The organism is uncultured Thermosynechococcus sp., from assembly GCF_937958135.1.
In the GTDB taxonomy this organism is placed as follows: Bacteria; Cyanobacteriota; Cyanobacteriia; order Thermosynechococcales; family Thermosynechococcaceae; genus Thermosynechococcus.
The window spans coordinates 1-18,804 of record NZ_CALGOG010000100.1 but is presented as its reverse complement, the minus strand read 5'-3'; the positions used below and the strand labels follow the sequence as shown (position 1 = coordinate 18,804).

General features: G+C 54.7%; 20 protein-coding genes and 1 pseudogene. 12 read left to right on the top strand and 9 right to left on the bottom strand.

Annotation, left to right across the window (positions count from 1 at the left end):
• Positions 1-408: Clp protease N-terminal domain-containing protein (locus tag Q0711_RS11275; RefSeq protein WP_299042624.1), on the bottom strand; the 408-nt coding region annotated here is incomplete at its 3' end.
• A 218-nt stretch (positions 409-626) separates the two neighbouring features.
• On the opposite strand from Q0711_RS11275, the gene Q0711_RS11270 reads away from it, so the two are divergent.
• Positions 627-1,205, top strand: a complete 579-nt coding sequence (locus Q0711_RS11270; protein ID WP_298615467.1) for a photosystem I assembly protein Ycf4 — start codon at positions 627-629, stop codon at positions 1,203-1,205.
• 2 nt (positions 1,206-1,207) lie between these two features.
• Here the strand turns inward: Q0711_RS11270 and psbN are convergent, their stop codons facing one another.
• Positions 1,208-1,339, bottom strand: coding sequence for a photosystem II reaction center protein PsbN (psbN, locus tag Q0711_RS11265; RefSeq protein WP_011057227.1), 132 nt, complete (start codon positions 1,337-1,339; stop codon positions 1,208-1,210).
• Positions 1,340-1,425: 86 nt separating this feature from the next.
• On the opposite strand from psbN, the gene psbH reads away from it, so the two are divergent.
• From psbH to Q0711_RS11240, 5 genes are all read left to right on the top strand, one after another.
• The gene (gene psbH / locus Q0711_RS11260; RefSeq protein ID WP_181495330.1) at positions 1,426-1,626 is read left to right on the top strand and encodes a photosystem II reaction center protein PsbH; all 201 of its coding nucleotides are present in this window, start codon (positions 1,426-1,428) and stop codon (positions 1,624-1,626) included.
• 3 nt (positions 1,627-1,629) lie between these two features.
• Positions 1,630-1,863, top strand: coding sequence for a TatA/E family twin arginine-targeting protein translocase (locus Q0711_RS11255; protein WP_298615461.1), 234 nt, complete (start codon positions 1,630-1,632; stop codon positions 1,861-1,863).
• Positions 1,864-1,868: 5 nt separating this feature from the next.
• A complete protein-coding gene (gene pth, locus Q0711_RS11250; RefSeq protein WP_298615457.1) occupies positions 1,869-2,486 on the top strand; it encodes an aminoacyl-tRNA hydrolase in 618 nt (205 codons plus the stop codon).
• Positions 2,487-2,565: 79 nt separating this feature from the next.
• On the top strand, positions 2,566-3,783 hold the full coding sequence (locus tag Q0711_RS11245) for an ABC transporter permease (protein ID WP_298615455.1): 1,218 nt from the start codon (positions 2,566-2,568) through the stop codon (positions 3,781-3,783).
• 120 nt (positions 3,784-3,903) lie between these two features.
• Complete coding sequence (locus Q0711_RS11240) at positions 3,904-4,722, top strand: carbohydrate ABC transporter permease (RefSeq protein ID WP_298615454.1); 819 nt, start codon at positions 3,904-3,906, stop codon at positions 4,720-4,722.
• Here the strand turns inward: Q0711_RS11240 and Q0711_RS11235 are convergent.
• The 3 genes from Q0711_RS11235 to Q0711_RS11225 are packed head-to-tail and all read right to left on the bottom strand — an operon-like array spanning position 4,719 to position 6,693.
• Positions 4,719-5,474 carry an NAD-binding protein gene (locus Q0711_RS11235; protein WP_298615452.1) on the bottom strand — a complete coding sequence of 252 codons (756 nt, stop codon included), beginning with the start codon at positions 5,472-5,474 and terminating at the stop codon, positions 4,719-4,721. The genes Q0711_RS11240 and Q0711_RS11235 overlap by 4 nt on opposite strands.
• Positions 5,471-6,520, bottom strand: coding sequence for a potassium channel protein (locus tag Q0711_RS11230; RefSeq protein WP_298615450.1), 1,050 nt, complete (start codon positions 6,518-6,520; stop codon positions 5,471-5,473). Before Q0711_RS11230 ends, Q0711_RS11235 begins: the two co-directional genes overlap by 4 nt.
• A 56-nt stretch (positions 6,521-6,576) precedes the next feature.
• Positions 6,577-6,693, bottom strand: a complete 117-nt coding sequence (locus Q0711_RS11225; protein ID WP_298615447.1) for a hypothetical protein — start codon at positions 6,691-6,693, stop codon at positions 6,577-6,579.
• A 320-nt stretch (positions 6,694-7,013) separates the two neighbouring features.
• Between Q0711_RS11225 and Q0711_RS11220 the strand changes: the two genes are divergently transcribed.
• The 3 genes from Q0711_RS11220 (at position 7,014) to Q0711_RS11210 (ending at position 11,106) form a co-directional block, all read left to right on the top strand.
• Positions 7,014-7,541, top strand: coding sequence for a GNAT family N-acetyltransferase (locus tag Q0711_RS11220; RefSeq protein WP_298615445.1), 528 nt, complete (start codon positions 7,014-7,016; stop codon positions 7,539-7,541).
• Positions 7,507-8,886: a D-alanyl-D-alanine carboxypeptidase/D-alanyl-D-alanine-endopeptidase gene (dacB, locus tag Q0711_RS11215; RefSeq protein WP_299042619.1), complete on the top strand. Its 1,380-nt coding sequence runs from the start codon at positions 7,507-7,509 to the stop codon at positions 8,884-8,886. The genes Q0711_RS11220 and dacB overlap by 35 nt, the downstream gene beginning before the upstream one ends.
• Positions 8,887-9,369: 483 nt before the next feature.
• The gene (locus Q0711_RS11210) at positions 9,370-11,106 is read left to right on the top strand and encodes a diflavin flavoprotein (protein WP_298616952.1); all 1,737 of its coding nucleotides are present in this window, start codon (positions 9,370-9,372) and stop codon (positions 11,104-11,106) included.
• Between the two features lie 9 nt (positions 11,107-11,115).
• Here Q0711_RS11210 and Q0711_RS11205 read toward each other — a convergent pair whose 3' ends face one another.
• The 4 genes from Q0711_RS11205 to gyrA all read right to left on the bottom strand — a co-directional run bounded on the left by Q0711_RS11205 (position 11,116) and on the right by gyrA (position 16,350).
• On the bottom strand, positions 11,116-11,565 hold the full coding sequence (locus Q0711_RS11205; protein ID WP_298977612.1) for a hemerythrin family protein: 450 nt from the start codon (positions 11,563-11,565) through the stop codon (positions 11,116-11,118).
• 120 nt (positions 11,566-11,685) lie between these two features.
• Positions 11,686-12,768, bottom strand: a complete 1,083-nt coding sequence (locus Q0711_RS11200) for a class I SAM-dependent methyltransferase (protein ID WP_298615434.1) — start codon at positions 12,766-12,768, stop codon at positions 11,686-11,688.
• A gap of 49 nt (positions 12,769-12,817) precedes the next feature.
• Positions 12,818-13,807 (bottom strand): hopanoid-associated sugar epimerase, encoded by a 990-nt coding sequence (gene hpnA, locus Q0711_RS11195; RefSeq protein ID WP_298615432.1) that lies wholly within the window; start codon positions 13,805-13,807, stop codon positions 12,818-12,820.
• Complete coding sequence (gene gyrA, locus Q0711_RS11190; RefSeq protein WP_299042615.1) at positions 13,804-16,350, bottom strand: DNA gyrase subunit A; 2,547 nt, start codon at positions 16,348-16,350, stop codon at positions 13,804-13,806. Before gyrA ends, hpnA begins: the two co-directional genes overlap by 4 nt.
• Before the next feature lie 297 nt (positions 16,351-16,647).
• Here gyrA and Q0711_RS11185 point away from each other — a divergent pair, with 297 nt between their 5' ends.
• The 3 genes and pseudogenes from Q0711_RS11185 to Q0711_RS11175 all read left to right on the top strand — a co-directional run.
• Complete coding sequence (locus Q0711_RS11185; RefSeq protein WP_299042612.1) at positions 16,648-17,301, top strand: DNA methyltransferase; 654 nt, start codon at positions 16,648-16,650, stop codon at positions 17,299-17,301.
• Between the two features lies 1 nt (position 17,302).
• Positions 17,303-18,481, top strand: a complete 1,179-nt coding sequence (locus Q0711_RS11180) for a DarT ssDNA thymidine ADP-ribosyltransferase family protein (protein ID WP_299042609.1) — start codon at positions 17,303-17,305, stop codon at positions 18,479-18,481.
• 3 nt (positions 18,482-18,484) lie between these two features.
• A pseudogene (locus Q0711_RS11175) lies at positions 18,485-18,804 on the top strand (restriction endonuclease); the annotation flags it as partial.

Sequence of the window (18,804 nt, the reverse complement as noted above, 5' to 3'; positions counted from 1 at the left end):
CGCACTTTCCGTAAGACCCACCTCTTGGAACAGTTTTTTGCCAAAGCGATCGTCTTGGGCAAAGGCTAGGACTAAATGCTCAACTGAGATAAACTCGTCGCCGAACTGTCTGCGCGCCTCTTCGGCGCGATCGAGGAGCTTGTCAAGGCTCTGTCCTAGATAGACGCCACTGGGATTGCTAATTTTGGGCTGACGGTGAATAAAGTCATCGGTGAAATCTCGCACTCGCTGCACCGAACAGCCCGCCTTCTGGAAAATCTGCGTGGCCAACCCCTCTTGCTCTAGGAGCGATTTCATCAGGTGTTCACTTTCGAGATTCTGATGCTGCGCCTGCTTGGCCAAATCTGGCGTGCGGGCGATCGCGGCCCATGCTTTTTCCGTAAATTGATTTGGATTGGATGGTTGCATATCTAACCCTTTGACCCCTTTTTACGATTTCTAACTATTTGTATTGTATGGATTGCAAGAAAAACGTTGCTTCGGACTTCCCTACCTCAGGGGTAGGATTAACTCACCCGCCATAGTTTCAGCGTAGCTCCTACAAACTGCATTGTAGAGAGTCTCGTTGGGAATCGGAGCAGTTTCTCTATAAAATGTAAAGCACTTCAACTTTGGCAACGCGAGCTATGACCAACTCCCCTGTGACTGAGTCCTCCCCGCGTCAAGAGTCGGTTCTGCGCTATACGGTGCTGGGATCCCGTCGCCCCAGTAACTACTTTTGGGCAACGGTGGTCTCCATTGGGGGTATTGGCTTCTTTCTGGCGGGTCTTTCCAGCTATTTGCACCGCAATTTGCTGCCCGTTGGCAACCCAATTGATTTGGTTTTTATTCCCCAAGGGATTGCGATTGGCTTTTATGGGGTGGCGGCACTGCTGTTGGCAACGTATCTGTGGCTGGCGATCGCTTGGGATATTGGCGGAGGCTTCAATGAGTTCAACAAAGAAACCGGCTTTGTGCGTATCTTCCGCTGGGGCTTCCCCGGCAAGAATCGCCAAATTGAGGTAAGCTGCCCCATCAGCGAGGTGCAGGCGATAAAGATTGTCATTAAAGAGGGTCTTAACCCCAAGCGTGCCCTCTACCTGAAAATTAAAGGCCGAGGTGAAATCCCCCTTACCCGTGTGGGTACACCCTTGCCTTTAGCAGAACTAGAGACCCAAGGCGCAAGGATTGCCAGCTTTTTGGGCGTGCCCGTTGAGGGGCTGTAGTTTTAGTCTTCGTGGTCGTCGAAGGGATCCGCTAGCTCCTTGGAGGGGGGGCCAAAGGAAAGGTAGATGGAGTAGCCGGTGACGCCAATGCAGACGGCGGCAAGAGCAATGCTAAGAACTGTTGCAGGTTCCATAGAAACGTACTCAATGGGAGCAAGATATGCTTTTATAATATTACGAAACATTAAAATGCTGTTCATTTCGTTCAAAAAAGGGATTTATGGCACGACGGACTTGGCTTGGTGATCTTTTGCGCCCTCTCAACTCTGAGTACGGTAAAGTTGCTCCCGGTTGGGGCACCACTCCCTTGATGGCTGTCTTCATGGGGCTGTTTCTCGTTTTCCTGTTGATTATTCTGGAGATTTACAACTCGACACTCATGATTGATGGTGTTAATGTGAGTTGGACAGCCTTGGGATAATCTATGAACGTTTTTGGGATCGGTCTGCCGGAACTCATCGTTATTTTGGTAGTGGCACTGTTAATTTTTGGCCCGAAAAAGCTGCCGGAAATTGGCCGCAGCCTTGGCAAAACCAAGCGTGCCTTTGAGGAAGCCTCCCGCGAATTCCAAGATGAAATAAAACGTCAGACCGCTGCCCTAGAACAGGAACAGCAGGCCAAGGCAGAGGCTGAATCGCCTCGGGAACCTTCCGCTTAGGTGGCATGGTACTCCAGCCCTGCGTGATTGTTGGCCTTGGGAACCCAGGCATAGAGTACACTACAACTCGCCACAACATCGGCTTTCGTGTCCTCGACGCCCTCGCCCAGCGGTATCGGGTTGAGTTGACTCCGCAGCGGCGCTTCTTGGGGGAGGTGGGGGAAGCCTACATTGATGGTCAGAAAGTGCATCTCCTCAAGCCCACTACCTATATGAATAATTCTGGGCAGGCGCTCCATGCCCTCTTGAATTTCTATAAGCTACCCCTTGAGCGCACCCTTGTTGTCTATGATGATGCCGATTTGCCTTTGGGGCGAGTGCGCTTGCGCTTAACCGGCTCCACAGGGGGACACAATGGTATTAAGTCAATTATTCAACACTGCCATTCTCAACAGTTTCCCCGCCTCAAGGTGGGCATTGCTTTTGGCGATCGCCTGAAGCAACAAACCGGGCCGCGCAATGCCGTGCCCTTCGTTTTAGGACAGTTTTCGGCGGCGGAACTTGCCATTTTGCCCGCTGTGCTTGACTTAGCTGTGGACGCCATTGAGCTGAGTATTCGGTCGGGGGTGGAGGCGGCCATGAATCGCTACAACGGCAAAAGTATTCCCCTACCGCAATCGTGAACTGGAAACCTGTTTTGAAACTCTGAGGCGAAGCAACCTCTCAAGTTAGAGTAAAGACAGTTGTTGTCGGCGCAGGATCATGGACATTACTGAAAGCGTGCGCATGGCGATCGCCACCCTGAAGGCCAATCGGCTGCGCAGTGGGCTGACGATGCTGGGCATTATCATTGGCAATGCGGCGGTAATTGCCATGGTGGGCGTAGGTCAAGGGGCACAGCGCTATGCCGCCGGCCAGTTTGAATCCCTCGGACCCAATACGCTCTTTATTGTCCCCGGCACGCCCCAAGCCCGCAACCGCACCTTTAATGTGCCCCAAACCCTTGTCCTTGAGGACGCCAGGGCGATCGCTACCCAAGTCCCTACCGTCAAGGAAGTGGCGCCCCAACTCCAAGTCCAGCAACGAGTCACCTATCGTGGACGCAATACCAACGTTTTAATTGTGGGGACTACCCCCACCTTTCCCTCGGTGCGCAGTTTTACCGTGGCGCGCGGGCGCTTCATTTCCGAGGAGGATGTGGAACGGCATCGCCGTGTGGTCATTTTGGGGGCTGATCTGGCCAAGAAGCTCTTTATCAACGAAAATCCTGTGGGGCAGCAGGTGCGCATTAAGAATCTTTCCTTTGAGGTCATTGGGGTCATGGCCGAAAAGGGCGCCTTCCTTGGCAACAATCAGGATGAGGCCGCCTACATTCCTATTACGACGATGTCTTCCCGCATTGTCGGCCAGCGTTCCCCCTACGGGATTTCCTTGACATTTATCTCGGTGTCGGCCCGCGATGAGCAAAGCATTGATGCCGCCAAGTTTCAGATTACCAACCTGCTGCGGCTGCGGCACCAAATTGTGGATGAGGATGATTTTACGATTCAAACCCAAAAGGAAGCCCTGCAAATTATTGGCAATATTAGTAATGCCTTGACGTTGATGTTGGCGGCGATCGCCAGCATTTCGCTGCTGGTGGGGGGCATTGGCATTATGAACATCATGCTGGTGTCCGTGACGGAGCGCACCCAAGAAATTGGCCTGCGCAAGGCGATTGGTGCCACGCAGCGGGATATACTGGCACAGTTTATGATTGAGGCGATGATCCTGTCTGCCCTTGGCGGTTTAATCGGTACAGGCGTCGGTGTGGGCGGTGTCGTCCTAGTGGCGATGCTCACTCCCCTTGAGGCCGGGGTTGCCCCCTTGGCTGTAGCTCTTGCCGTGGGCGTTTCGGGCAGCATTGGTCTCTTCTTTGGGGTAGTTCCCGCTCAGCGGGCGGCGCGGCTGGATCCGATTGTTGCCCTGCGCAGTGTCTAACAGTATCCCTGGGAAATTTCAAATGGAAACAACAACCCTAGATTGGATTGCCGGTGGCTTGGCGATCGCCATTGCGATTGGTGGCCTGTTAATGATGTTTACGAATCTCTGGACGCGGCGATGAACCTGCGGCGAGGCTTGACCTACCTACTGTTGGGGGCGATCGCGATCGCCATGCTGCTTCCCTTGCTGTGGCTGGTCAGTACCGCCTTCAAGTCCGCCAACGAAGATATTTTTGCCTTTCCGCCCCGCTGGTTACCTGCCGAGCCGACCCTAGCAAATTTTGTAACTGTCTGGCAAACGCATCCCTTTGGCCGGTACCTGTTTAACAGTACGCTGGTGGCGGTTCTCACGGTGGCCTGCAATCTCCTAACCTCTGCCTTGGCCGCCTATCCCTTGGCGCGGCTTTCCTTTCGGGGGCGGGAGGCGATCTTTGCGACTATTTTGGCCACGCTCATGATTCCCTTTCAAGTCATTGTGATTCCCCTCTTTATTTTGGTTGTGCAGTTGAAGCTTCGGAATACGTACCTAGGGATCATTCTGCCAAGTTTGGCCTCTGCCTTTGGTATTTTTCTGTTGCGACAGGCTTTTATGGCAGTGCCCAAGGAACTGGAGGAGGCGGCTCGCCTCGATGGCTGCTCCGAATTGGGGTTGTGGTGGTTTGTGATGCTGCCGGCCATTCGCCCTGCCTTGGTTACCCTTGGCATTTTTGTGTTTATTGGCGCTTGGAGTGATTTTCTCTGGCCCTTATTGGTTGTGGATCAGCCAGAACTCTATACCCTCCCCATTGGCGTGGTGACCTTGGCGGGGACGTTTTCCTTAGATTGGCGACTGATTGCGGCAGGCTCTGTCATTTCAATTGTGCCTGTGTTCATTGTTTTTATTTTCTTGCAACGGTACATTATTCCCTCACACACCGCTGCCGGTCTTAAGGGCTAGATTCTAAAGCGGCGATAGCGAGGAGTCTGTTGGCGGAAAAAGGCTTGAATTTCAGCAGCTTGACCCAAGGCAATGACCGTGTCCTTTGCTTGCAAAGGCAGACTCAAGGGGGGATGGGTGACCAAGTTGCCGTTGCAACGGCGTACAGCCACAATAATGAACCGGCCTCGACCTTTTGCTTCCACTTCGGCGATCGCCAGACCCAACAGCGGGGATTCTAGGGGGAGGGTAAACTCTTCAATCTGGAGATCCAACTGGCTCAATAGCTCAATCAGATGACTGCGCTCCTCCTTCTCCTCCAGAAAATCCAGAACTGTCGGGCGAGTAATTAACTGGACAATGCGGTGGGCACTAATACTGGAGGGCAAGACCACATGATCGGCGCCGGCAAAGCGCAATTTGGACTCCGTGGCGGGTAATTCACCATAGGCCAAGATTTGCAGGTGGGGATTGAGGCGGCGGGCAATTAGGGTGATAAAGACATTACTGGCATCATCGGGCAAAACCGCAACGAGTGTGCGGGCACGATCCACGCCTACGGCCAACAGCTCATTTTCATCCATGAGATCGTCGCCGCGATAGAAAGGATGCCCTGACTGCTGAGCCAGCCGTAGTCGCTGCCGCTGGTTGTCAATGACAACAAAGGGGATTTCAGCAGCGGCCAGGTTCATTGCTAAAGTCCGCCCAAGGGAACCATAGCCGCAAATAATGACGTGATCTTTGAGGTGAGCAAGGTGGGAGGGAGGGGTCATCGAAGGGGACGGGAGCGGAGGGTGTATTTACGAATTAACTTGGGGGCATCTTGAACATGACCCAACAAGATCAATGTATCCCCCACTTCCACAAGAGGATTGTCGCGAGTCGAAAATAATTGACCATCACTCTTGCGCAGGCCGATGATGATAAATGCGCCTTGACCCCGCACCTCAAGTCCCGCCAAGCGCGTACCTACATAGGGGTAACTGGGGGTAATTTCCATTTCCTCTAGGCGAGCATCAATATGGCTTAAGAGTTCGTTGAGGGTCTCGAGATCGCCCGTTTGTTCGAGGAAATCAATGCGCGGTCGCCGAATGAGGTTGGTCATTTGGCTGGCACCAATTTTTGTCGGTAAAACGATGTGATCTGCCCCTGCCATGCGCAGCTTTGATTCTGTGCTGGCTAGATTGGCTCGCGCTACGATTAAAAGATTTGGATTCATGGATCGTGCTGTCAGCGTAATAAAAACATTAGTTGTATCATTGGGCAGCACTGTGGCCAGGGCGATCGCCCGATCAATGCCCACGACTCGCAGTGTTTCCTCCTCGGCTGCACTTCCCCAATAGGCGAGATAGCCCAACTGCATTGCCAGATCAATGCGCTGTTCATCAACATCCAAAATGACAAAGGGAGTCTTGGTGGCGGTCAGCTCTTGAGCCATCACTTGACCAATGCGGCCAAAGCCACAGACAATGACATGGCGGTTCAGTTTGTTGATGTCGCGGCTTGCTCGTTGAAGATGCAATAGGCGTTTGATTTCACCTTCCGTAAACAGTTGCACCACCGCACCGATCGTATAAACCGTTGCCGCATTGCCGGCCACAATAATCAGCATGTTAAAGAAGCGCTGCCCTGGGGTCAGCAGTGGACGCACTTCACTGTAGCCAATGCCAAAGACGGTGATGACATACATATAAAGGGCATCGAGCCAGTTCCAGCCAAAGCTGGTGTAGCCCACCACCGCCACTAATGTGAGCAGGATAAAAAGGGTGATGCCAATGATAAACCGCTTGAGGGCAGGGGTCGCAGGTAGCCGTTGCATGGATTTAATATTTGCGCTCTTGGGGTAGAAACAGGGTGTGGGTGACGGGCAAGTAGTTAGCTCCCTTGGCGAGCCAGGGCACTGGCTAAAATCAGCTCGCCAACCACAAGTAAGTTAGCCAGTTCAAAGGCTCCTATTAGCTCTGTATTCCAATAGCGTTGGCGGCGGGGCAAGGGGGCAAATTTCCAAAGCAGCAGGACAGCCTGCTAGGCCACTGCCGACAATTACAACGGCAAAGTCTTGCATTGTCCATTCGTCTAGCATCTTTTCCTATACTAGGTCGGTGGTTAGGAGAGTGGTGGCCACAGCAAAGGTTAAGCAAAGACAAAACAGTAGCCGGATGCTCTTGCGAGCCTCCCGTTGAATCGTTAGAGTGGCAGTACAGTCCTTTTTTGAGAGATAGGGGAGACAGGTTCAGCAGCCAATTTTTTGATGGTTTTGAATGTGTTCTACCCCGGTGAAAGGGACAATACCCTGCTGGAGGCAGCCGTCCTTGAGTGCATTTTTTCTTCACTATGGGGATTGTGGGGTGCGCCATTGGCGCGATCGCGATCGCGCAGCGGTGATGCACCTGATTGCCAATGTCCTCAATGAGTTTGGCCTTGCTTGGCAACCCGAAGGGGCCGATGCCGATGTGGTGCATGTGGAGGACTACTACCATCGCCGCGGCGGGCAGTTTTGGGTGGTGGAGCAGGCTGCGGAGGTGGTGGGCACAATCGCCTTCTACCCCATTCAGCGGGGCGAGGCCGCCGTGGAAATTCGCAAGATGTATCTCCATCCTAGGGTGCGCGGTCAAGGGCTGGGGACATTTCTTCTCCACCATTTGGAGGCCGCAATTGCAGCGGCAGGCTACCGCAAAATCTGGATTGAAACGGCCTCAATTATGACGGCAGCGGTGCACTTGTATGAAAAGTCGGGCTATCAACCGGCCACGGGGGTGGAAACCCAGCGCTGCGATCGCGTCTATGTCAAGGACTTGGTGCCCTATGGCGCGACTTCGATGGCTTCTGTTCCCTGCTAGTGCGCTGCTCCTTCTAGTTTCACCCGCCGCCTTTGGCCTCTGTCGCCAAGATTTGACACGAACTATTGAACAGGAGATACACGATCCCCAATGGCAACGGGGGCAGTGGGGGATTGTCATCCGGGATTTAACCACTGGGGAGGTACTCTACAACCATCAGGGGGAAAAGCTCTTTCTGGTGGCCTCGACGGTGAAGCTCACCACTGTGGCAGCCGCCCTTACCTATTGGGGAGCAAATCATACATTTGTGACCACCCTCAGTGGGCGATCGCCCGACCGAACAACCCTCCGCCTTCAGGGCGGTTTTGACCCCAGTTTCCGCAGCCAAGACCTGCAACGCATGGCCAACCACCTTGCCCAACAGGGAATCCGCCGAATTCAAGTTCTAGAAATTGGCGGCCTAACACCTGTCATGCTGGAACCCACCTGGGCGATCGAAGACCTGACGATGGGATTTGCTGCCGTCGTCACGCGCTTTAGTGTCAATCAAAACGCCCTCAACCTAGAGGTGGTGCCCCAGCAGTTGGGTCAACCCTTGGCGCTACGGCAACAGGAGAGCGGTCTTCCATGGCGAGTAGTGAATGAGACCCGTACGGTAGCCACCTCTGAAGTGGAATTTCTCGAAAGTGAAGTGCGCAGCCAAGAGATTATCGTGCGCGGTCAACTCCATGTGGGCAGTGAACCCGCTGAAATACGCATTCCCCTGCGGGAGCCGATTCCCTATCTCCGGCAACAGGTGCAGCGTGCCTTTGCCCAGGCGGGGATTCAAGTGCAGCAGATTCGCCCGGTGGAGACGGCAGAGCCGTTACCCGAGGTATTGGTACGCCATACCTCACGCCCCCTAAGGGAGTTGATGTTGCCCATCCTCCGAGAGAGTGACAATTTCTATGCAGAAATGCTCCTTGCTGCCCTAGAAGCCGCCCAACCCGGCTATCGCCAACGCTACTTGGCACAAATTGGCATCCAAGGAGCCGTCTTGGTGGATGGTTCGGGACTCTCGCGGCAAAACTGGCTGACGCCCAACGACTTAGTCACCCTGTTGCAGCAGATGGCACGAACAGCTCATGCCTCGCTATGGTGGCGATCGCTCCCCCTTGCCGGGCGATCGGGGACGCTGCGTCGGCGGTTGCGCAATACCCCGGCTCAAGATCGCGTCTGGGCTAAAACCGGCACCTTGCGGGGAGTGGCAGCCTTGGCGGGGTATGTAGAACCAGTCCAAGATCGCCCGTTGGTTTTTAGCATTGTCCTCAACCAAGCAGGGATGACTCCGCCGCAATTGCGCTCAGGAGTGGATCGCATTGTTTTGCTACTGGCGCAATTACAGACCTGCGATCGCTCAGGATAAAAACTTGATGAAAACTTTCTCCTCAAATTGGGGCACAGCTAGAGGATGCAGTTCTTCACGGCTTTGAACGTATGCAATCCCTAGAAAAGAGTCTCTACTTGCAGGCTCAGGATAGCTACTTCCCTCAGTTTCTCAACTCCTCGAATGACTGATTGATTCTGCTTATAAAGCAAATAGAAAAAATAATAACGCCGAATTTTTGCATTTGATAGGATTAGAGAGTACCTTGCTTTTCCGCTCCCTAGCCTTTGCCGTATTCCCTTTTTTGTTTGTGAAAAAGGCCGGATTGAGGAAATCGTTCTAGAGTTCTCATGTGACAATAATTATACTGCTGAAATAATCAGCGAACAAACAATAACGGCCAAAGTAAAAGCTTATAGCCACTATTCCCTAGACTATAAAAATTACGTTATAGTGGCAGTACTCTTTCAAGCATTTCGACAGCAATGCCGCAGTCCTAGAGAACTATTCAGGAGGTGTCCCATGCCCACGGAAACCCGCCCCCGTGATGTTCAAGTGGCCGAAATTGCACCGGGGGTTTTGGTCTTGCGATCGCGCACGTGGGAACGGCTGAAGTTTGAAGTGGAGTATGGCCGTCAACAGGGAACCACCTCCAATTCCTACCTCATCCAAGCCCCCCAACCCGCCCTGCTGGATCCGCCGGGGGAATCCTTTACGCAGATTTATTTGCAAGCACTCCAGCAACACATTGATCTGAGTCAACTGCGGTACCTGATCCTCAGTCATGTCAACTCCAATCGTCTGGCCACCGTCAAAGTCCTGCTCGAAAAAGCCCCCCAAGTGACGCTGGTGTGCTCCAAAGCCGGGGCAGTGACCTTGCGCTCTACCCTTGGCGAGCAGTTGAATCTCTGGATTCCCCGCGGGGAAACACCCTTGGAGTTGGGGGGCGATCGCCGTCTGGAATTTATTGCCGCTGCTACCCCCCGCTGGCCCGATGGCCTCATCACCGTGGATCCCCAGAATCAAATTGTGTTTACAGATAAGCTCTTTGGCGCCCATGTCTGTGGCGATAGCCTCTACGATGAGCAGTGGAAAAAACTCGATGAGGATCGCGCCTATTATTTTGAATGCCTCCATGCCGCCCAAACCCGTCAAGTGGAGAGTATTTTGGAGCGCTTGGCAGAACTGACCCCGCCCCCGCGCCTCTATGCCCCCGCCCACGGCCCGATGGTCAAGTTTAGCCGTAGCCGCCTTTTTCAGGATTATCGCGACTGGTGCCAAGCCCAAACGGAACAGGAGACCAAGGTGGCGCTTTTCTATGCCTCTGCCTATGGCAATACGGCAATTCTGGCCAACGCGATCGCCCAAGGGCTGATAGCAGCCGGCGTTCAAGTGGAAACCGTGAACTGTGAAACGACGCCCCCAGCGGAAATGCAGGCTCTAATCCACAGTAGCGACGGTTTTATCATTGGCTCCCCCACCCTAGGAGGGCACATGCCAACCCAAGTGCAGACCGCTTTGGGGTTCATCTTGGCCGAGGGCAGCAAAACCAAACTGGCGGGAGTTTTTGGCTCCTATGGCTGGAGCGGCGAGGCCATTGATGAGATTGAACAAAAACTCCTCGATGCGGGTTATACCCTTGGCTTTGAAACACTGCGGGTGAAGTTTACCCCCACGGCAAGCGATCTCGAAAAATGCCAAATTGCCGCCCACGAGTTTGCCCAAGCCCTGAAAAAATTGCGCAAGAGCCGCACCGTCCGCCCCCCCAGTCTTGTGGAAGCACAGGTGGATCGCACTGAGCAAGCGGTGAACCGAGTCGTGGGTTCGCTGTGTGTCCTGACAACCCTGCCCGAAGGGTGTTTTCACCTGACGCAAGCAGCAGCTATTTTGGTGTCGTCGGTGTCCCAAGCCTCGTTTAATCCGCCGGGAATTACCGTGTCCTTGCCACAGGAATGGGCAGAAAGCCTCTGCTTGGTGGGCGATCGCTTTGTCTTAAATATCCTCAAGGAAGGCAGTCCCCTTGTTCGCCAATTCCAGCAGGCACAACGCCTTGGGGAGCAACAGTTAGCCACCCTTGGCCTCAAAAGCGCTGAGTGCGGTGCCCCGATTTTGCTCGATGCCCTTGCCTATTTGGAGTGCACGGTGGAGTCCCGCATGAACTGTGGCAACCACCGGCTCATCTATGCCGTAGTTGAGAGTGGGGAGTTGCTGCAAACCAGTGGCCTAACGGCAATCCAACATCGCAAAACCGGCAGTTAGCCCTGAGATTTAGAACACATTCTCAGCGGTCAATTCAGCCGCCTGTTGCTGCGCTAGCTCCTTGGGATGGGCGAGGAGGGAGAGCATCGGCAGATCCTCTTCGCGAATATGGCGCACCACCAAGGCACCCATCGTCTCAATAGTCTCTGGCGTCAGGTTTTCGGGATGCCTTTGCCCATCCTCAAGTATTAAACTCAAATCCCGCAGCAGATTTTGGTGGGCGGCGCGATGCGATAGATAGAGGGGATGGTTGGCAGCAGCCATGAGGGTTTCTTCATGCTGAAAGTGGCGCTCCGTTTCCGTGGCACAGGCAAGTAACTGTGGCTTGACTTGGGAAAATGTTGCCCCTTCAAGGATTGCCAAGCGTAACTGCCGTAGCATTTCCAACAGTGCCCGATGCTCCTGATCGATTTCCGCCCAGCCAGAGACAAACTCCGCCTGCCATGCCAGCCCATCCATCAGTTAACCCTCCAAACTGCCACAGGGAAAGGATGTTTTGATATACTGCCTTCAGCCTAGCAGCCCCCCATTGCAGGGGGTAGGTACTATTACAAAGCGTAGCCGACTGGCGCTTTTGGGCTAAGAAGGTTTAACGGCCACCCAATACTTACTCATAAAGTGGTGCTGAATCTCCTGAACCACCAGACCCGCCTTGTCTAAGCGGAGGTTCAGATCATCTTCGATGTAGTTGCGGTAAAAAGGCTCATGGAAAAGATTGGCAAAGTTTTCCATCATCGGCCGCTGTGCTGGGGAATCTAGGGCTTGAATCGAGTCACAGATCACAAAGATGCCGCCCGGTTGGAGAACACGGGCGCATTCATTAATCACGTTTTGGCGCACTGGGGCGGGCAGTTCATGGAAGAGAAAGACGCAGGTGATGGCACTAAAGTAATTGTCCACGTAGGGAAGGCTCTCGGCATTCCCTTGAATCAGTTGCGGCAGATCTCCGGTCTGGGTGGCTAGTAGAGAATTGGCTTTGCGCAAATAGGTGGGCGACAGATCAATGCCAAAGAGCGCCGCCTCTGGGAAGCCATAGCGCAGTTGCTTCAGGGTGCGACCCGTACCACAGGCAACATCCAGAATGCGCACGGGGGGCGTGGGAGGATGGGCGGCAAAATGCTGGGCAATGGGGGAAATCACGCGCCGCCGCATTGCATCTGCCGTACCGCCAAAGAGGAGTTCCACTTGGACATCGTAGAGGTTGGCGGAGGTTTCACTGAGGTAGCCGTCGGTTTGGTAGTGGAAGTTTTGGCGATAGTACTGCGGATAGTCCTCAAGGCGCACGTTCTTGGGAAAGTCCTGAAATTGGCGCGATCGCGCCCGCTGCCACATCTGCGGTAAATCGAGGCACAGCAGGGGATAAAAGCGCAAAAACTCTTCCCAAGGGGCATCAAAAAGCAGTGCGGGGGGATAGAGGCCAGCCGCCGCATCCTGCCAATCCTGCTGGAGTAGGGCTGCGTAGCGCTCCTTGATCCATGCCTGCAACTCAGGGCTAAGGGGTTGCGTCCGCTCTTCGGTGGGAAAGAGGGTGTTTAACAGACGTGCACTCAAGGTTTTGTGGGCGATCGCAAACAGATTCTTGCCCCATTGCAGGGCTTGATAGCCACTGTGAAGCGTCTCTTCCAGGAAGGGCAACTGAGCGGCAAAGGGCGCAACCACCATAGCTCTTAACTAAACTTCATAATCTCCAATCCTCACTATACCGCAAAGCCTAAGAGCAGTAGCCCCGTTCGCGGTACCAAGTCACGGCGTCGCGGAGGGCTTCCTCAATCGGCGTCTGGGGCAGCCCCAATTCGGTGACGGCCTTGCGGGCATCGTAAAACATTTTTTGCTGTGCCATGCGCACCCCATCGAGGGGAATGGCGGGGCGCTTACCCAAAGCCCCCAGAACCACCTCATCGAACCACGCTATCACTAAGGGAATGACAATGGGAATCTCGCCCAAGGGACGGGGCAACCCCGTAATGGTGGCTAGGCGCTCCAGAATGTCCGCAAGGGTGAGGTTTTGGTGGCCGAGGATATAGCGTTCACCGGTTCTGCCTTTTTCCAAGGCCAAGAGATGACCCATTGCCACATCCCGCACATGGATGAGATTCAGCCCCGTATTCACATAAACGGGCATCTGACGTCGCAAAAAGCGCAGAATGATTTCTCCGGTGGGGGTGGGTTTGGCATCCCAAGCGCCGATGGGGGTACTGGGATTCACAATCACAATATCTTGCCCTTGGCGGACTGCCTCCTGCGCCACCTGCTCTGCCCAGTACTTGGAGCGTTTGTACTCGCTAATCAGCTTTTCAGGGGGGCTTTGGTAGGCTTCCGTTGTGGGTTGACCCCTAGGGTCTACGCCAATGGCGGCTACGGAACTGGTGTAAACGGTGCGCTCAATGCCCGCCTCACGGGCCGCAGCCAAGATTCGCCGCGTTCCCTCCACATTGACGGCATAGAGGAGGGGGCGATCGCGCCGCCAGAGACTATAATGAGCCGCCACGTGAAATAGCACTTGACACCCCTGCATCAGGGAAACGAGGTCACCGGTGCGCAGATCCCCTTGCACCAATTCCACATCCCATGCCCTGAGATGGGCTGCCCGCTGCGGTTGCCGCACAAGGGCACGGACGCGATACCCCCTTTCTGCCAGCACTTGAGCCACATGGGTACCGACAAAGCCACTGGCTCCCGTGAGAAAGACCGTGGTGCTCAATCCTCCTCTGCCTCCATGCTACCGGGGGGCAAGACGGCTGCCGTGACAATCACATCCTCTTCGTCGAGGCGTTGCAGACGGACGCCCGTGGCCGATCGCGACTGGGAGGAAATATCCATGACTTTTTGACGAATAACAATACCGCGACTGGTCACAATCATGAGTTCGTCCTCGGCATTGACAATCCGCAGGGTGGCCAGTTGATCCGGATTGCCTTTGGCTTTGAATTTGGTAGCGGTAATGCCCATGCCGGCGCGGTTTTGCAGCCGAAACTGTTGCACGGGCACCCGCTTGCCGTAACCATTGGTGGTGATCACCAGTACCCAAGGGCCTTCACTTTGGGTGACTGTTTCCTCAGTGTCATCCTCTTCGGAGAGAGAGGCAAAACGGTTGGCGATCGCCCCCGGCAGAATATCCATGCCCACTAGTTCATCTCCCGGCCGCAGACTCATGGCCTTAACGCCGCGGGTTGCCCGTCCAAGGGGGCGCAGTTGATCGTGACTGGCGCGAAAATGAATCGCCATGCCCTGCCGCGAGCCAAGGATAATGGTGTCCTCTTCACGGGTACGCCGCACCCAGCGCAGTTGATCTCCCTCTTCAAGGGAAATGGCAATCAAGCCGTTGGCGCGGATATGACTGAAGGCCGACAGGGCGGTTTTCTTGATGAAGCCCTTGCGGGTGAGCATCACCAGATACTCATCTTCACTAAATTCTTGAACGGCAATGACGGAGGTAATTTTTTCCTCGGGGGGAATGGGCAGGAGTTGAACAATGGGGGTGCCCCGTGCTTGGCGCGAGCCACTGGGGATTTGGTAGGCGGGCAAGGCATAGACTAACCCGCGATCGCTAAAAAAGAGGATGCAATCGTGATCCCTACAGCTAAAGAAGTGCTCAACGGCATCATCTTCTTTAATCTCTGCCCCTTTACGCCCCCGCCCATCGCGACTTTGGGCTTCAAAGGTATCTACGGGCATCCGCTTGATGTAGCCCTGCTGCGTGACGAGAATAACGGATTTGTTATTGGCAATTAGATCGGTGTCGCTGATTTCCCCTTCCGCCTGCACAATGCGCGATCGCCGAGGGGTGGCAAACTTGGCCTTGAGTTCTGTGACTTCCTTTTCAATCATCTCCAGGATCCGCTGCCGATTGGCTAGAATGTCGCGATAATCGGCAATTTGCCGCTGTAGCTCGGCGTGCTCGCGCTCAATTTTTTCCGCCTCTAGGGCGGTGAGGCGCCGCAGTTGCATCTGCAAAATGGCATCGGCTTGGGCTTCACTGAGGCCATAGGTCTGCATCAATTCCTGGCGGGCGAGGGTCGTGTCACCGGCGCTGCGAATGAGTTGAATCACGGCATCGAGATTGGCTAACGCCACCAGTAACCCTTGCAGCAGGTGATCCCGTTCTTCAGCTTTGCGCAGGGCATAGCGGGTACGGCGGGCGATCGCTTCTTCGCGAAAACTGAGGAAGACTTCTAAACTGCGCTTGAGGGTCAGCAGTTGCGGCTCGCCGTTGACGATCGCCAGCATGTTGGCCCCAAAATTTACCTGGAGGGGGGTGTGCTTGTAGAGGTTGTTGAGCACCACCCGCGGGTAGGCATCCCGCTTCAGTTCAATGACCACCCGAATCCCCTCGCGATCGCTTTCATCCCGCAGGTCGGCAATCCCCTCAATTTTTTTCTCGTTGACCAACTCGGCAATTTTTTCCATCAACGCCGCCTTGTTGGTTTGGTAGGGCAACTCCGTAATCACAATGGCCTCGCGGGGCTGGCGACCGGCCGCTTCCAGGGTTTCAATCGTAGCCACCGCCCGCAGCGTCATCGAACCCCGTCCCGTGGTGTAGGCCTCTTCAATGCCCCCCTGCGCCAAAATATGTCCGCCTGTGGGGAAATCGGGTCCGGGAATGTAGCGCATTAGCTCGCGATCGCTGATCTGGGGATTATGGATTAAGGCCACCAACCCGTCCACCAGTTCCCCCAAGTTGTGGGGCGGGATATTCGTGGCCATGCCCACGGCAATGCCGGAGGTGCCATTGAGGAGCAACTGGGGAATCCGTGCCGGCAAAACCAGCGGCTCTTGCTGTGAGCCGTCAAAATTATCCACAAAATCCACCGTTTCCTGATCAATATCCTGCAACAGCGCCTCTGTGGCCAACGCTTGCAGTCGGCACTCGGTGTAACGCATTGCCGCCGGCGGATCATTGTCAATGGAGCCAAAATTGCCATGACCCTCAATGAGGGGGTGCCGCATAGAAAAGTCCTGTGCCATGCGCACGAGGGCATCATAGACCGCCGCATCGCCGTGGGGGTGGTATTTTCCTAGGACTTCGCCCACCACGCGGGCGCATTTGCGGAAGGGGCGATCGCTGGTCAGCCCCAACTCGTGCATGGCATAAAGAATCCGCCGATGCACCGGTTTGAGACCATCGCGGGCATCGGGAAGGGCGCGCCCGACAATCACGCTCATGGCATATTCAAGGTATGAGCGCGAAATCTCCTCCCGCAGCTCCGTGGGAATGATCCGAGAAGACGCAGCAGCAAAGCTCATGGACTGGCCTTAACCAATGAATAAATTTGACAATTTTGTGGTTCAGCTTGAGGCTTTTATGATACCACGCCAACCTAGCTGCTCCCTCTTGCCCCTCTCTCCCCGGAGACTTTTGTTCACCAAGAGTCCGACAATTGCTTTTGTAGCATGAACACAGTCAGTGCAGTAACGACAATAGGACACAGAAGAATAAGCCAGCACTTACCGCCCACGGCGAACAAACGAGACAAGACCCGTCGGCAAGGGGATAATGGGTTTTGCAAAACTCTCCCTCAAGCCCCCAAGAGACACCCGACAATGCCCCTAGACCCCCACATCAAATCCAAACAGCGCGTTGCCGACTATGGGGAGGTGCTGACTCCCCCCCACATCGTGACGGCAATGCTCGATTTAGTTCAACAGGAAACCGAGCGGATTGATTCGCGGTTTCTGGAACCCGCCTGCGGCACGGGGAATTTTCTCACCGAAGTTTTGCGGCGCAAGCTCAAGGTCGTAGAAAAACGCTACGCCAAAAGCCAACTGGACTATGAGCGCTATGCCGTGCTGGCTGTGTCTTCACTGTATGGTATTGACATTCTGGCAGACAATGCCGAGGAATGCCGCCGGCGGCTTTACGCGGTGTTTGATGAAGCCTACACCGCCCTCTTTGGCAACAGGGTCAAACCTGCCTGCCGCGCAGCGGTGCGTTATATCCTGAGCTGCAACATTGTGCATGGCGACGCGCTTACGCTCCAGACCGTCGGCGAAGATCCGCAACCGATTATCTTTGCCGAGTGGTCGCTCGTCAACGGCAGCCTGCTCAAACGGCGCGATTTTGCCTTTCACGAGATGGTGCAGCAGGCTTCTTTGCGCGAACTGCCCCTGTTTTCGGATTTGGGCGAGGAAGTCTTCATCCCAGAGCCGGTGAAGGACTACCCACCCGTGCAATTTCTGGAGATTGGAGAAGAATAGCATGTCCAGGCGCCTCGTTAAGAGTCTCTTCTACATCACGCACATCGACAATCTTCCGTCTTTCTTTGAACACGGAATTCTTTCCCATCAGCAAGTGACCGAGCGCGGCATCCCCTTCACACCCATTTATAACGCGGAGATTGTCGCTAACCGCGAAACTCGCCTGACTCCCGACAAAAAAAGCCTGTGGGAATATGCCAATCTGTATTTTCAGCCGCGCAACCCCATGCTTTACAAAGTGTTGAGAGAAACCAATCAAAAAGACATAGTGATTTTGGGAATCAAGCCGCAGGTTTTGAGAGTCAAAGGCGCGTTCATCGCTTTGGGCAACGCGGCGCACTCGCTCACAACGCTGGTGGACGTAGAAACCGGGCTGAAAGCCATCAGCGGCGAGTATTGGAACATCCTCAACAGCGACTGGTGGAAGACCGAGGACGGCACCAAGCGCAAAATCATGGCGGAATGTCTCATCCCGAACAGCGTGCCGCCCGCCACGATTCATTCCGTCTATGTCGCCAGCCAAGCTATGGCGGAACGAGTCCGCCCCCTGTTGAGCGGACTGCCGTTTCCGGTCGAAGTGGTCGTTGAACCGCACATGTTCTTCCAGCCGCGCCGTCATGGCGCAATCACCGACAGGCTGTTTTGGGTGGACGGCGATATGTTCTTCTCGCAAATGCAAACCCTCACCGTCAGCGTCAACACAGTAGGCGTGATGGGCAAGGGACTGGCTTCGCGCGCCAAATATCAGTTCCCCGATATGTATGTGGTCTATCAGGACGTGTGCCGCGATAAACGGCTGGCGATGGGAAAGCCCTACCTGTACAAGCGCGAAGCCTCGCTGGATAGCGACCTTGCCGATGAGCCCTTCAGCCTGCCCAACCTGAACGCCAACAAATGGTTTTTGCTCTTCCCGACCAAAAATCACTGGAAGGAAGCCTCCGACCCCGTTGGAATTGAAAAAGGCTTACAGTGGCTGTTGGCAAACTACCGCGCCGAAGGAATTCAATCTCTGGCCGTTCCCGCGCTGGGCTGCGGATTAGGCGGCTTGGATTGGAAAGAGATGGGACCGCTGATGTGCCGTTATTTTTCCAAAATGGAGATTCAAGTCTCCATTTACCTGCCGCAGGAACAGAACATCCCGCCCGAATTTTTGACCAGAGCCTTTTTGTTGGGAAAATAACCCATGCTGACCCCAAACTACAACCCCGACGTGCTTTCCTGCTTGGCCAACCTCTCCAGCGACGAGGTGTTCACCCCGCCGGCGCTGGCCAACCAAATGCTCGACCTGCTGCCCGATGACCTGTGGCGCGACCCAAACGCGACCTTCCTCGACCCCTGTTGTAAATCGGGCGTCTTCCTGCGCGAGATCGCCCGCCGGCTCGATAAGGGGCTGGAGCAGCACATCCCCGACCGGCAGGAACGCATCAACCACATCATGACGCGGCAACTCTTCGGCATCGCCATCACCGAACTCACCGCGCTCATGGCGCGCCGCTCGGTGTA